We start from the raw sequence: 13,528 nt of genomic DNA, 5'->3' as shown, positions 1-13,528 counted from the left end.
AGGCCGCCTGCGGCGGTCGGGTCTCCGTAGAATCGACGGCTTTGGTCCATGCGCCGACAAGAGCGCTGCGCGCCGGCCTACAGGCTGGCGTACGGCGACGGACCCAATACAGCCTACTTTTTGGAGACACCATGCAGGCTTTGCTCAAATTCTCAAGGGGGGTCGACTGGCTCAACAGCCTGGTCGGGCGATGGCTTATCTGGCTGATCCTGGCCTCCACGGTCATCAGCGGCATCAATGCCATCGTGCGCAAGGTGTTGCACACCAGCTCGAACGCCTACCTCGAAGTGCAGTGGTACCTGTTCGCGGCCTCTTTCCTGCTGGCCGCCGGCTACACGCTGCTGCAGGGCGAGCATGTGAAGGTGGATGTGATCGCCAGCCGCCTGTCCAAGCGCACGCAGATCTGGATCGACATCTTCGGCTTCGTCTTCTTCCTGACCCCCATGGCGCTGGCCATCCTGTGGTTCGGCACACCCTTCGTGATCCAGGCCATGCAGACCGGCGAGATGTCGGGCAACGCAGGCGGCCTGGTGCGCTGGCCCGTCTACCTGATGATCCCCATCGGCTTCGGGCTGCTGCTGCTGCAGGGCATGTCGGAGCTGATCAAGCGCATCGCTTTCCTGAAGGGCCTGATCGACGATCCCACGGCCAAGAAGGGCGAGAAGACCGCCGAGGAAGACCTGGCCGACGCCCTGCGCGGGCTGGCAGGTGCCAAGGACAAAAGCGGGCAAAGCGCCTGATCGGGGAAACAGACATCATGGAATTCGTAATCCACAACCTGGCCCCGATCATGTTCGCGGGGCTGATACTTTTCCTGCTCGTGGGTTTTCCCGTGGCATTCAGCCTGGGCGCCTGCGGCCTGTTCTTCGCCTTTGTCGGCATCGAACTGGGCGTGCTGCCCGAAGCCCTGCTGCAGGCCCTTCCGCTGCGCATCTTCGGCATCATGCAGAACGAGACGATGCTGGCCATACCGTTCTTCACCCTCATGGGGCTGATACTGGAGCGAAGCGGCATGGCCGAGGACCTGCTGGAGACCGTGGGCCAGCTCTTCGGCCCCGTGCGCGGCGGCGTGGCCTTTGCGGTGATCTTCGTCGGTGCGCTGCTGGCGGCGACCACGGGCGTGGTCGCGGCATCGGTGATCTCCATGGGCCTGATCTCCCTGCCCATCATGATGCGCTACGGCTATGACCGCCGGGTGGCCTCGGGCGTGATCGCGGCCTCCGGCACGCTGGCGCAGATCATTCCGCCATCCCTGGTGCTGATCGTGCTGGCCGACCAGCTGGGCCGCAGCGTGGGCGACATGTACAAGGGCGCCTTCCTGCCGGGCCTGATGCTGACGGGCTGCTATGCGCTGTTCATCGTCGTGCTGGCCATCTTCAAGCCCGCCATGGTGCCCGCCCTGCCGCCCGAGGCGCGCACGCTGCGCGAGCCCAATGGCAATTCCGGCCTGCCTTCCACCCTGGTGCTGACGCTGCTGTGCGTGGCCGCCTCCATCGTGGTGGGACAGTACATGCCCCAGCTGCACACCTGGTGGTCCGGCGATGTGGTGGAGAAGGTCGCGCTGGACGAGACCATCGTGGTGTCCATGTGCTTCGGCGTGGCCCTGGCCTTCATCGCCGCCATGTTCAACAAGCTCACAGGCCTGCACCTGCTCAGCCGCATGGCCGAGCGCGTGACCTTCGTGCTGATCCCGCCGCTGCTGCTGATCTTCCTGGTGCTGGGCACCATCTTCCTGGGCGTTGCGACCCCCACCGAAGGCGGCGCCATGGGCGCGCTGGGCGCGGCCATCATGGCCTTCGCTCGCGGTCGCCTGAACATGGACCTGCTCAAGCAGGCGCTGATGTCCACCACCAAGCTGTCGTGCTTCGTGATGTTCATCCTGATCGGCGCGACCATGTTCGGCCTGACCTTCCAGGGCGTGGACGGCCCCAAGTGGGTGGAGGAACTGCTGGTGTCCCTGCCCGGCGGCGAGATCGGCTTCCTGATCGTGGTCAACATCATGATCTTCGTGCTGGCCTTCTTCCTGGACTTCTTCGAGCTGTCCTTCATCGTCGTGCCGCTGCTGGCCCCCGTGGCCGACAAGCTGGGCATCGACCTGGTCTGGTTCGGCGTGCTGCTGGCCGTGAACATGCAGACCTCGTTCATGCACCCGCCCTTCGGCTTCGCGCTGTTCTTCCTGCGCAGCGTGGCCCCCGCCAAGGCCTACGTGGACAAGGTCACCAAGAAGATGACCGAGCCCGTGACCACCATGCAGATCTATGCAGGTGCCATTCCCTTCGTGGTGCTGCAGCTGTTCATGGTGGCCCTGATCATCATCTTCCCCGGCATCGTCTCCAGCGGGCTGGACAAGAAGGTGGAGTACGACCTGGACAAGGTGCGCCAGGAGATGGAGGCATCCATGCCCGAGGCCATCGACTTCAACGACCCCATGTTCAACGGCGACGGCGCGAACCAGCCGCCTGCCCCCGGAGCAACGCCTGGCGAGCCTTCGGCCCCGGGCAGCGAGGACGATGCACTCAAGGCGCTGCAGGACCAGTTGCAGCGCGAGCAACCGGCCACGCCGGGCGAGAGCAAGTCCGGCAGCTGATCGCAGGCTCCCTCAAGGACAGCAAAGGCCCCGCAACCGCGGGGCCTTTTTTCGTTCGGACCCCGGCGTGCGCCGGTCCCCTGCGCCCATGAAAAAAGCCGGGCAGTGCCCGGCTTTCCTGCATGACGCCCGAGGGCGCCGCGACTTCACAGCTTTTGCGCCGACATGAAGGCGTCGTAGCGCGCCTCGGCGAAGCGGAACCACAGCACCTCGTCGCGCTGGAAGTTGCGGTAGTCGCCGTAGATCTTCTTCCATGCAGGGTTTTTCTCGGCCAGCTCCGCATAGACAGCCATGGTGGTCTTGTAGGAAGCATCGAGCACGGTCTGCGGGAAGGCCAGCACCTTGGCCTTGCTGGCCACCAGTTGCTTGAGCGCGCCGGGATTGCGCGCGTCGTAGCGGGCCTGGGTGACCACATGGGCCTCGTGCGATGCGGCCTGCACCATGGCGCGCTGCTCGGGCGTCAGCGCGGCCAGCGCCTTCTGGTTCACGTAGAACTCGAGGTTCAGGCTGCCTTCCCACCAGCCGGGGTAGTAGTAGAACGGGGCGACCTTGTTGAAGCCCAGCTTGAGGTCGTCATAGGGGCCGATCCATTCGGCCGCATCGATGGTGCCCTTTTCCAGCGCCTGGTAGATTTCGCCGCCCGGGATGTTCTGGGGCACGCCGCCCATGCGCTCGATGATCCGGCCCGCGAAGCCGCCGATGCGGAACTTCAGGCCCTTGATGTCCTCGGGTGTCTTGACCTCCTTGCGGAACCAGCCCCCCATCTGTGCGCCCGTGTTGCCGCCCAGGAAGTTGACGATGCCGTATTCGGCATAGAACTCGCGCATCAGCTTGCCACCGTTGCCGTCCACGATCCACGCCGTGAGCTGGCGCGAGTTCATGCCGAACGGAATGGCGCCGCCAATGGCAAAGGCCTCATTCTTGCCAAAGAAGTAGTAAGGCGCCGTGTGCGCGATCTCCACCGTGCCGTTCTGCACGCCATCGACCACGCCGAAAGCGGGCATCAGCTCACCGGCCGCATGGACCGAGACCTCGAACTTGCCGCCCGACATCTCCTTGATCGCCTTGGAGAACACCTCGGCCGAGCCGTAGATGGTGTCCAGCGAGCGCGGGAAGCTCGACGCCAGGCGCCAGCGTATTGCCGCCTGCGCGTGAACGGCCGGTGCCGCTGCGGCAGTCAACACACCGGCCAGACCGGCGTGCTTGAGTGCTTTTCTTCTGTCCATCACTGTCTCCTCCTGGTTCGCTCTGCTTGAGAGCATTCAAAAAAGGCCGGACTGCTCTTGGCAGCCCGGCCCACATACATCATCGGAACAAAAAAGCCCCCACGCTACCCTTGCTGCGCAAGGTCCGCTGCCCCCCAAGGGGGCCGCTTTTTGCCTTGGGGCGGCCCGGCGGCAAAAAAGCCCGCCGTCCCCGCTGCATTTCGCAGAGGGGACGCGGGCTTGGCCTGCAGGCTTGGAAGGCATGGACCGTCCTTGTGCGTGCTGCTGGCTGGAGATCTGGCCTTACAGCTTGGCCGTGGTCATGTAGCTGTTGTAGCGGAACTCCGAGAAGCGCTCCCACAGCAGCTGGTCGCGCTGGAAGGTGCGCAGGCTCTGGTTGATCTTCTTGAACATGGGCGACTTGGCGTCATGCTCGGCCATGATCTCCATGACGGCCTTGTAGCCGGCGTCCATGAAGTCCTTGGGGAAGGCCTTGAGCTGGGTCTTGTCGGCCACCAGCTTCTTGAGCGCCACGGGGTTGTTGGCGTCGTACTTGGCCGTCATGTCGCGTGCCGCCACGTTGCAGGCTGCATCGACCATGGCCTTGTACTCGGGCGACAGGGCCGCATACGCCTTGGTGTTGATGAAGAACTCCAGCTCGGCGCCGCCTTCCCACCAGCCGGGGTAGTAGTAGTAGGGAGCGACCTTGTTGAAGCCCAGCTTCTGGTCGTCGTAGGGGCCCACGAATTCCACGGCATCCAGCGTGCCCTTTTCAAGCGCCTGGTAGACCTCGCCCACGGGCATGTTCTGGGCGACCACGCCAAGCTTGAGCATGGCGTCGCCGAACAGGCCGCCGCCCAGGCGCATCTTCAGGCCCTTGAGATCGGCCACCGACTTGATTTCCTTGCGGAACCAGCCGCCCATCTGGGTGCCCGTGTTGCCGGCGCTCTGGCTCTTGATGTTGTACTGGGCATAGAACTCGTCCATGAGCTTGCGGCCGCCGCCGTGCTCCATCCAGGCATCCATCTGGCGGGCGGTCAGGCCGAAGGGCACGGCGCAGCCGAAGGCGAAGATGTAGTCCTTGCCGGTGAAGTAATAGGGCGCCGTCAGCGCCATCTCGATGGTGCCGTTCTGGATGCCGTCGACCACGCCGAAGGCGGGCATCAGCTCACCGGCCGCATGCACCGAGACTTCGAACTTGCCGCCCGACATCGCCTTGAGCGTCTTGGAGAACATTTCGGCCGAGCCGAAGATGGTGTCCAGCGACTTGGGAAAGCTCGCAGCCAGACGCCAGCGGATCGCCTCCTGGGCATGGACTGCGGGTGCGGCTCCCACAGCCAGCACGCCAGCGATTCCCGCATGTTTGATGATCGAACGACGGTCCATGAATGTCTCTCCGCGATGTGTTGTGTCAGTCAGAAAAAGCCCCTACGCCCCCCTTGCTGCGCAAGGTCCGCGGCCACCCCGAGGGGGCCGCTTTTTGCCTTGGGGCGACCCGGCGGCAAAAAAAACGCACGTTCGCACGTGCATTCACACTGTATCAGGTGGTATCGATTCTAAAAACGCCGCAAAGCAAGCGCGGACGGGGTTTTCCCCCGCGTAGTTCTGCTCGGCTGGCCGGCTGCCCGGCGCCGCTCAGGCCACGGCGCGCTCGGGTGCCAGATGGGCGCGGACCGAAGCCTCGATGCCCGCCGCATCCAGGCCCTGCAGGGCCAGCAGCTTGGCGGGATCGCCGTGCTCGATGAACTCGTCGGGCAGGCCCAGCTGCAGCAGCTGGCGCGTGATGCCGGCGGCCTGCAGCGACTCGGCCACGGCGCTGCCTGCGCCGCCCATGATGCAGCCCTCTTCCACGGTGACGATGAGCTCGTGCGTGGAGGCCACCTGGCGCAGCAGTTCCTCGTCCAGCGGCTTGGCCCAGCGCATGTTGACCACGGTGGCGTCCAGCGCCTCGGCCGCAGCCAGGGCCGGGTACAGCAGGGTGCCGAAGGCCAGGATGGCGACCTGCTTCTTGGCAGACTCGCGGCGCACCTCGCCCTTGCCGAAGGGCAGGCCCTCCAGGCTCTCCAGCGGCGCCACACCCACGCCCGCGCCACGCGGGTAGCGCACGGCCACGGGATGGTCCTGCTCGTAGGCGGTGGTGAGCAGCTGGCGGCATTCGCGCTCGTCGGCCGGGCAGGCCATGCTCATGTGCGGAATGCAGCGCACGAAGGCGATGTCATACGCACCTGCGTGCGTGGCACCATCGGCGCCGACCAGGCCTGCGCGGTCCAGCGCAAAGACCACGGGCAGCTTTTGCAGCGCCACGTCGTGGATCAACTGGTCGTAGCCGCGCTGCAGGAAGGTCGAATAGATGGCGACCACGGGCTTGAGGCCCTCGCAGGCCATGCCGGCCGCGAAGGTGACCGCATGCTGCTCGGCAATGCCCACGTCGTAGTAGCGGCCCGGAAAGCGCTTGTGGAACTCCACCATGCCCGAGCCCTCGCGCATGGCGGGGGTGATGCCCACCAGGCGCTGGTCCTTGTCCGCCATGTCGCACAGCCAATGGCCGAAGACCTGGGTGAAGGTCTGCTTCGGGGGCGTGGCCGGCTTGACCAGGCCCACGCTGGGATCGAACTTGCCGGGGCCGTGGTAGGCCACGGGATCGGCCTCGGCCAGCTTGTAGCCCTGGCCCTTCTTCGTGACCACATGCAGGAACTGCGGGCCCTTGAGGCTCTTGATGTTCTCCAGCGTGGGGATCAGCGAATCGAGGTCATGCCCGTCGATGGGGCCGATGTAGTTGAAGCCGAAGTTCTCGAACAGCGTGGCCGGCACGACCATGCCCTTGGCCTGCTGCTCCAGCCGCTTGGCCAGCTCCAGCAGCGGCGGCACCTGCTTGAGCACGCTCTTGCCCATGTCGCGCGCCTTGGCGTAGAACTGTCCGCTCATGAGCTGGGCCAGGTAGCGGTTGAGCGCGCCCACGGGCGGGCTGATGCTCATGTCGTTGTCGTTGAGGATGACCAGCAGGTTGGCATCGGTCACGCCGGCGTTGTTCAGCGCCTCGAAGGCCATGCCGGCCGTCATGGCGCCGTCGCCGATGACGGCGATGGCGCGGCGGTCCTCGCCCTTTTGCTTGGCAGCCAGGGCCATGCCCAGGGCGGCCGAGATGCTGGTCGAGGAGTGCGCCGTGCCGAAGGTGTCGTACGGGCTCTCGGCGCGCTGCGGAAAGCCCGACAGGCCGCCGAACTGGCGCAGCGAGGCCATGCGCTCGCGCCGGCCCGTGAGGATCTTGTGCGGATAGGTCTGGTGGCCCACGTCCCAGACCACGCGGTCGTAGGGCGTGTCGAACACCGCATGCAGCGCCACCGTCAGCTCCACCGTCCCCAGGTTGGAACTCAAATGCCCGCCGGTCTTGGAGACGCTGTCGAGCACATAGGCACGCAGTTGCTGGGCCAGGGTCTTGAGTTCGGCACGCGACAGACGCCTCAGATCCGCGGGATCGTCGATGGTCTGCAGCAGGGAGTAGGTGTTCGTGGTCATGCTAGGTATCTTGGAGCGGCAAGGCCGCGGTCCGTATTGTCAGTGAGTGCGGCTCACGACCATGTCGGCCAGTGCCGCCAGGGCCCGCGTGTCCGGCAGGCCGCTGCGCGCAAGCGCCGCGTGCGCCAGGGCGCACAGCTCGTCGGCATGGGCGCGGGCCTGGTCCAGGCCCAGCAGCGAGACGTAGGTCGGCTTGTCGTTGGCCGCGTCCTTGCCGGCCGTCTTGCCCAGGGTGGCCGAGTCGGCCACCACGTCGAGGATGTCATCCACCACCTGGAAGGCCACGCCCAGCGCCTGCCCGTAGTCGGACAGCGCCTGCCAGGCCTGGGCATCCACGCCCTCATTGCAGGCTGCTCCCATGAGCACGCTGGCATGCAGCAGGGCGCCGGTCTTGAGGCGGTGCATCTCGCGCAGCTGGGCCTCGCTCAGTTGCAGGCCCACGCTGGCCAGGTCGATGGCCTGGCCACCGGCCATGCCCTGCGCGCCTGCGGCACGGCCCAGCAGCCGGCACAGCCGCGCCTGCAGGGCGTCCGGCATGCTGCCGGCCTGATCGGGCTCGGGAACGAGCAGCTCGAAGGCCAGCGCCTGCAGCGCATCGCCAGCCAGCAGGGCCGAGGCTTCGCCGAACTGCACATGCACCGTGGGCTTGCCACGGCGCAGCACGTCGTTGTCCATGCAAGGCATGTCGTCGTGCACCAGCGAATAGGCATGGATCAGCTCCACCGCGCAGCCGGCACGCACGGCGGCGGGCTGCAGGCCATCGACGGCCTCGGCGGCGGCCCAGACCAGCAGCGGGCGCAGGCGCTTGCCGCCATCGAGCACGGCGTAGCGCATGGCCTCGCCCAGGCCCGCAGGCGCATCAACGCCCACCCATTGCGACAGCGCGCTTTCGGTGCGCGCCAGGCGATCGGTCATCCAGCAGGGGAAATCCAGCGCGCCGGGGCCGGCCGGCTGGGAAACATCGGAAGCGCAAGTCATCACGGCACTCATGGCAATCTTCAATCCTGGCTCCACGGGGCCAGCGTCCCCTCGTCAAGCACCTTGACCTGTTCCTGCACCGCGTCGAGCTGGCCGCGGCAATAGCCGAGCAGTTGCGCCGCGCGCTGGTAGCCTGTCAGCATCTGCTCCAGAGGCAGCTGGCCCGACTCGATCTGCGCGATGAGCTGCTCCAGCTCCTGCAGCGCGGATTCGTAACTGGTGGGCTCGGCAAGAGCCTTGGGAGCAGCCTTGGGCATGGTGCGATGGCGGTGCGTTGTGGGGAACCGACGATTCTAGGCGCCCCTCCGCGACCGCGCCGCCAATAACCGGACAGCCCTTGACAGGCGCCATCGGCCGCTTGCAATACACGTACCGGGCATCCGGAAATAACCCCACGGGCTATAATCCCATTCCCCGTCAAACCGGCCCCTTGCCTGGGCATACGGTCGGGCTCATCGACAAGAGACAGCGCCTCGGGCGCCGCTTCTTTTCACGTCGTGAAGCCTGCCTCCATGTCCAGGAACGGCCGGTTTTGCTTTTTCCAATCCCGTGCGCACGCGCACCCTCCCTGTGGGGAGTCTTTAGGTCAGGTCACCCATGTCTGATTTAAGTCTTCAACTGCAGCAGGCCGCAAGCCAACTACCAGTTTCCAGTTACTTCGACCCTGCGTTGTTTCAGCGCGAGTTGGAGACCATCTTTCAACGCGGCCCGCGCTACGTGGGCCATCAACTGGCCGTTCCCGAGATAGGCGACTACTACGCCCTGCCCCAGGAAAAGGAAGGCCGCGCTCTGGTGCGCAATGCCAGGGGGCAGGTGGAGTTGATCTCCAACGTCTGCCGCCACCGCCAGGCCGTGATGCTCAAGGGCCGGGGCAATCTGATGACCGAAGGCAAGGGCCATGCGGGGGGCAACATCGTCTGCCCGCTGCACCGCTGGACCTACAGCACCAGCGGCGAGTTACTGGGCGCACCGCACTTTAGCCACGATCCCTGCCTGAACCTGAACAACTACCGGCTGCGCGAGTGGAACGGTCTGCTGTTCGAGGACAACGGCCGCGACATCGAGTCCGACCTGGCCGGCATGAAGCTGCGCGAGCAGCTGAGCTTCGAGGGATTCGTGCTCGACCATGTCGAGATGCACGAGTGCAACTACAACTGGAAGACCTTCATCGAGGTCTACCTCGAGGACTACCACGTCGGCCCCTTCCACCCGGGCCTGGGCAACTTCGTGACCTGCGACGACCTGCAGTGGGAGTTTGCCAAGGAGTACTCGGTGCAGACCGTGGGCGTGGCGCCCGGCTTTGCCCAGCCCGGCTCGGACACCTACAGGAAGTGGCACGACGTGCTGCTGGCCTACCGCAACGGCGAGCTGCCCGAACGCGGCGCGATCTGGCTGACCTACTACCCCCACATCATGGTGGAGTGGTATCCGCACGTGCTCACGGTCTCGACCCTGCACCCGCTGGCGGTTGACCGGACGCTGAACGTGGTCGAGTTCTACTACCCCGAAGAGATCGCGGCCTTCGAGCCCGAATTCGTGCAGGCGCAAAAGGCCGCCTACATGGAGACCTGCATCGAGGACGACGAGATCGGCGAGCGCATGGACGCCGGCCGCAGGGCGCTGTACGAGCGCGGCGACAACGAGGTCGGCCCCTACCAGAGCCCCATGGAAGACGGCATGCAGCACTTCCATGAGTGGTATCGCGGCGTGATGGGTGACGCAGTCCCCGCACGCTGATCTGCTCCGGCTCTCCCGACGGCCCGCATTCGTGCGGGCCGTCTGCATTGGGCCGTCTGCATCGGGCCGTCTGCATTGGGCCGTCTGTATTAGGCGGCAGGCCAGCTGCACAGCTCCTCTGAATGCAAGCGCCCTGATGTGCCCAATGGGCAGGGCTGGCGGCGGCAATGCATCCCGAGGCAAGTCCAATGTCTTGGCTTATGCAATACAGTTCCTTGCGCGTGTCCCTGCCACGGCCCTGGGCCGTACGCAGCCAGGCGGCATGCGCCAAAAACAAAACCCAACCCTTTTCTCGTCCAGCGCCGCGGTCCTTGTGCGGCTCTATCCGGTCATTTATATGCAAGCCCTGTGGATGGTGGCGGCCGCATTCGTTTTTGCGGTCATGAGTGTGTGTGTGAAGTTCGCCTCCCAGGATTTCAATGCGGCGGAAATCGTCTTCTACCGCGGGCTGGTCAGCATGGTGGCGCTGTGGTGGCTGGCGCGCCACCAGGGCATCTCGCTGGCCACGCGCTATCCGCGCGAGCATGCCTGGCGCAGCTTCGTGGGCGTGACGTCCATGGGCGCCTGGTTCTACTCCATCGGCCATCTGCCGCTGGCCACGGCGGCCACGTTCAACTCCATGAGCAGCATCTGGATGGCGGTCTTTCTGATCGGCCAGGGCCTGCTGCTGCGCCACCAGCTGCGCCGCCAGCCCGAATCGCATGCGCTGCGCGCGCTGCCGCCGTTTCCCTGGAGCCTGGTCGCCACCGTGGCCCTGGGCTTCGTGGGCGTGATCCTGGTGCTGCGCCCCAGCGCGGCGCCGCAGGAATTCGTGGCCAGCGCGGGCGGCCTGATCGGCGGGGTGTTCGCCGCCATGGCCTATATGCAGGTGGCCACGCTGTCGCGCATGGGCGAGCCCGAGGCGCGCGTGGTCTTCTACTTCGCACTGGGCTCGGCCGTGGCCGGTGCCCTGGCCATGTGCTTCACGGGCGTGTCCGCCTGGCCGGGCTGGCGCGCGCTGTGGCTGCTGCCCGTGGGCGTGCTGGCCGCCGTGGCCCAGGTCTGCATGACGGCGGCCTACGCCTCGGCCAGCAACAGCCGCAACACCCTGGTCGTGGCCAACCTGCAGTATTCGGGCATCGTCTTCGCGGCCCTGCTGAGTCTGGCGATGTTCGGCGAAAGCGTGCCGCTGATCGGCTGGGCCGGCATTGGCCTGATCGTGGCCAGCGGCGCCCTGGCCACGGCCCTGCGTTCGCGCGGCTGACGCCGCCGGCCCGCCTGGGGCCGTCGCATAATGGATCGGATCTTTTGCCGCAGGCGCACCACCGCCTGCACAGGCCTTCGGAGTTCCGCATCCATGACTTCCAACACCTCCTACCAGACCCTGATCTCCGTCCAGGAGCTGGCCGCGCTGCAGGCCAGCGGCCGTCCGCTGATGGTCTTCGACTGCAGCTTCGACCTGACCCAGCCTGCGGCCGGCAAGGCCCAGTATCTGCAGGCGCATATTCCAGGCGCCGTCTTCGCCGACCTGGACCATGACCTCAGTGCCAAGCATGGCGTGCCCGGCGCCCATGGCAGCGTGGCGGCCAGCGAGCAGGCCGCCTCGGGCGGCCGCCACCCGCTGCCCAACCGCGAACGCTTTGCCGTGTGGCTGTCCAGCATCGGTTTTTCCAACGACATGCAGGCCGTGGTCTATGACCGCAACGGTGCCAACCACTGCGGGCGCCTGTGGTGGATGCTGCAATGGGCCGGCCATGGCGATGTGGCCGTGCTCGACGGAGGTCTCCAGGCCTGGCAGGCCGCAGGCCAGCCCGTGGCATCGGGCGAGGAAAGCGCGCGCTTCCAGTCCAACTTCGAGCTGCGCGAGCCGCTGCAGCAACTGGCAACGGCGCAGCAGGTGCTCGATGCACTGGGCAGCGCAGGCCAGACCGTGGTCGATGCTCGCGCCCCGGCCCGCTACCGCGGGGAGGTCGAGCCGCTGGACCCTGTGGCCGGCCACATCCCAGGCGCGCTCAACCGGCCCTTCACCGAGAACATCGCCGCCGACGGCCGCTTCAAGCCTGCCGCCCTGCTGCGCGCGGAGTTCGAACAGCTGCTGGCAGGCCGCGATCCGGCCAGCGTGGTGCACCAGTGCGGCAGCGGCGTGAGCGCGCTGCCCAACCTGCTGGCCATGCGCATTGCGGGACTGCCGCCTGCAAGGCTATTCGCGGGCAGCTGGAGCGAGTGGTGCAGTGACCCGAAGAGGCCGGTGGAGCTCGGCTAATTCGGCTTATGCCTCCCCTTGGGGAGGCTGCACAATGACAGCACTGTGTCAAAAGGCCGACATGCAACAACACCACTGCAGCAGCCTGCTCCCAAGCCCCCAGACGGCCTGGCCTGAGCGAAATCGAGTCATCCAAACCTTGCTACAGGTGTAAGGTAAATCTTACAAACGCCGTCTCACAACCAGACATCCGGCGCAGACCTGCCCCGACTTCAACGGCGAAGGGCCCTCCTCCACAATCCATCTCAACAGATCGCAACAGGTTGAACATCTTGTTTCTACCCGGGCGTTGCGGCTGCCGAGATGCAAAGGATGGTCCTATGAACAATGAACAGCTGCTTGCCGAAATCCGCGAAGCCAACCTCACTTACCTGATGCTGGCCCAGACCCTGATCCGCCAGGACAAGGCCGAAGCGGTGTTCCGCCTGGGACTGAACGAAGAATCGTGCGACCTGCTGGCCGCACTGTCGGCAGCCCAGGTGCTGAAGCTGGCCTCGCGCAACACCCTGCTCGCCAGCTTCCGGGTGGACGACGAAATGGTCTGGAGCTTGCTGACCAACCACAGCAGCAACAAGATCGGCAACGGTGCGACCAACACGCTGCACGCCAACATCCTGATGGCCAGCCGCGTCTCCGAAGTCCTCTGATCCGCCTGAAGAACTCTGGAGCCCGCCATGTCCACCCCCGCCAAAAGTGTCCTGAACGAGTCCAAGCAGATCGAGCGCGCCGCCATGCTCATCGAGATGGGTGCACGCATGCAGGTGCTCGAATCCGAGACCACGCTGTCCTACGAGCGCCTGATCCGCCTGTACAAGGAGATCGCCGGCAAGTCGCCTTCCAAGGGCCAGCTGCCGTTCTCGACCGACTGGTTCCTGACCTGGCAGGAGAACATCCACAGTTCGCTGTTCCTGAATATCTACGAATACCTGTCCAAGGGCGCCGAGCTGGATGCCGTTGAACAATTGACCAAGGCCTACCGTCTCTATACCGAGCAGATCCAGGCCGCCGAGCTGGAAGCGCTGCTGTCCTTCACCCGCGCATGGCGCCTGGTGAAGTTCGTCGACGCGCAGATGCTGACCCGCACCCAGTGCACGGTGTGCAAGGGCCAGTTCGTGACCGAGCCCTACGAGAACGAGCGCCACTACCAGTGCGGCCTGTGCAATCCGCCCGCACGCGCCGGCAAGAGCAAGAGCGCCGGCTCGCTGATGCTGCACTGATGATCTGCACTGCGCATCGCACCCGCGATGCCGCCGCAGGAATCCA

Annotated in this window: 12 protein-coding genes; 7 read left to right on the top strand and 5 right to left on the bottom strand. The window is 65.6% G+C overall.

Annotated features, from left to right (window positions below; translation table 11 throughout):
- The first annotated feature begins 131 nt into the window (after positions 1 to 131).
- Positions 132 to 740, top strand: a complete 609-nt coding sequence (locus LGR64_RS19740; protein WP_034391292.1) for a TRAP transporter small permease subunit — start codon at positions 132 to 134, stop codon at positions 738 to 740.
- 17 nt (positions 741 to 757) lie between these two features.
- The gene (locus LGR64_RS19735) at positions 758 to 2,587 is read left to right on the top strand and encodes a TRAP transporter large permease (protein ID WP_230356676.1); all 1,830 of its coding nucleotides are present in this window, start codon (positions 758 to 760) and stop codon (positions 2,585 to 2,587) included.
- A 146-nt stretch (positions 2,588 to 2,733) separates the two neighbouring features.
- Here the strand turns inward: LGR64_RS19735 and LGR64_RS19730 are convergent, their stop codons facing one another.
- The 5 genes from LGR64_RS19730 to xseB form a co-directional block, all read right to left on the bottom strand.
- Complete coding sequence (locus tag LGR64_RS19730; RefSeq protein ID WP_034391287.1) at positions 2,734 to 3,813, bottom strand: TRAP transporter substrate-binding protein; 1,080 nt, start codon at positions 3,811 to 3,813, stop codon at positions 2,734 to 2,736.
- Positions 3,814 to 4,095: 282 nt separating this feature from the next.
- A complete protein-coding gene (locus LGR64_RS19725) occupies positions 4,096 to 5,178 on the bottom strand; it encodes a TRAP transporter substrate-binding protein (RefSeq protein WP_012204166.1) in 1,083 nt (360 codons plus the stop codon).
- Positions 5,179 to 5,427: 249 nt separating this feature from the next.
- The gene (gene dxs / locus LGR64_RS19720) at positions 5,428 to 7,308 is read right to left on the bottom strand and encodes a 1-deoxy-D-xylulose-5-phosphate synthase (RefSeq protein ID WP_034391284.1); all 1,881 of its coding nucleotides are present in this window, start codon (positions 7,306 to 7,308) and stop codon (positions 5,428 to 5,430) included.
- Between the two features lie 39 nt (positions 7,309 to 7,347).
- The gene (locus LGR64_RS19715; protein WP_096916875.1) at positions 7,348 to 8,298 is read right to left on the bottom strand and encodes a polyprenyl synthetase family protein; all 951 of its coding nucleotides are present in this window, start codon (positions 8,296 to 8,298) and stop codon (positions 7,348 to 7,350) included.
- 8 nt (positions 8,299 to 8,306) lie between these two features.
- A complete protein-coding gene (gene xseB / locus LGR64_RS19710; RefSeq protein WP_012204163.1) occupies positions 8,307 to 8,543 on the bottom strand; it encodes an exodeoxyribonuclease VII small subunit in 237 nt (78 codons plus the stop codon).
- A 340-nt stretch (positions 8,544 to 8,883) separates the two neighbouring features.
- On the opposite strand from xseB, the gene LGR64_RS19705 reads away from it, so the two are divergent.
- From LGR64_RS19705 to flhC, 5 genes are all read left to right on the top strand, one after another.
- A complete protein-coding gene (locus LGR64_RS19705) occupies positions 8,884 to 10,023 on the top strand; it encodes an aromatic ring-hydroxylating oxygenase subunit alpha (protein ID WP_012204162.1) in 1,140 nt (379 codons plus the stop codon).
- A 337-nt stretch (positions 10,024 to 10,360) separates the two neighbouring features.
- Entirely contained in the window at positions 10,361 to 11,266 is a 906-nt protein-coding gene (locus LGR64_RS19700) for a DMT family transporter (protein ID WP_034391274.1), read from the top strand.
- A 93-nt stretch (positions 11,267 to 11,359) separates the two neighbouring features.
- On the top strand, positions 11,360 to 12,265 hold the full coding sequence (locus tag LGR64_RS19695) for a sulfurtransferase (RefSeq protein WP_141829455.1): 906 nt from the start codon (positions 11,360 to 11,362) through the stop codon (positions 12,263 to 12,265).
- A gap of 320 nt (positions 12,266 to 12,585) precedes the next feature.
- Positions 12,586 to 12,912 carry a flagellar transcriptional regulator FlhD gene (flhD, locus tag LGR64_RS19690; RefSeq protein ID WP_012204159.1) on the top strand — a complete coding sequence of 109 codons (327 nt, stop codon included), beginning with the start codon at positions 12,586 to 12,588 and terminating at the stop codon, positions 12,910 to 12,912.
- A 27-nt stretch (positions 12,913 to 12,939) separates the two neighbouring features.
- On the top strand, positions 12,940 to 13,482 hold the full coding sequence (gene flhC, locus LGR64_RS19685; protein WP_012204158.1) for a flagellar transcriptional regulator FlhC: 543 nt from the start codon (positions 12,940 to 12,942) through the stop codon (positions 13,480 to 13,482).
- Positions 13,483 to 13,528: the final 46 nt, after the last annotated feature.

The sequence above is a fragment of the Delftia sp. Lp-1 genome (genome assembly GCF_020523835.1).
Taxonomy (GTDB): Bacteria; Pseudomonadota; Gammaproteobacteria; order Burkholderiales; family Burkholderiaceae_C; genus Comamonas; species Comamonas acidovorans.
The sequence above is the reverse complement of the archived record's forward strand: the minus strand, read 5'-3'. Positions and strand labels throughout refer to the sequence as shown.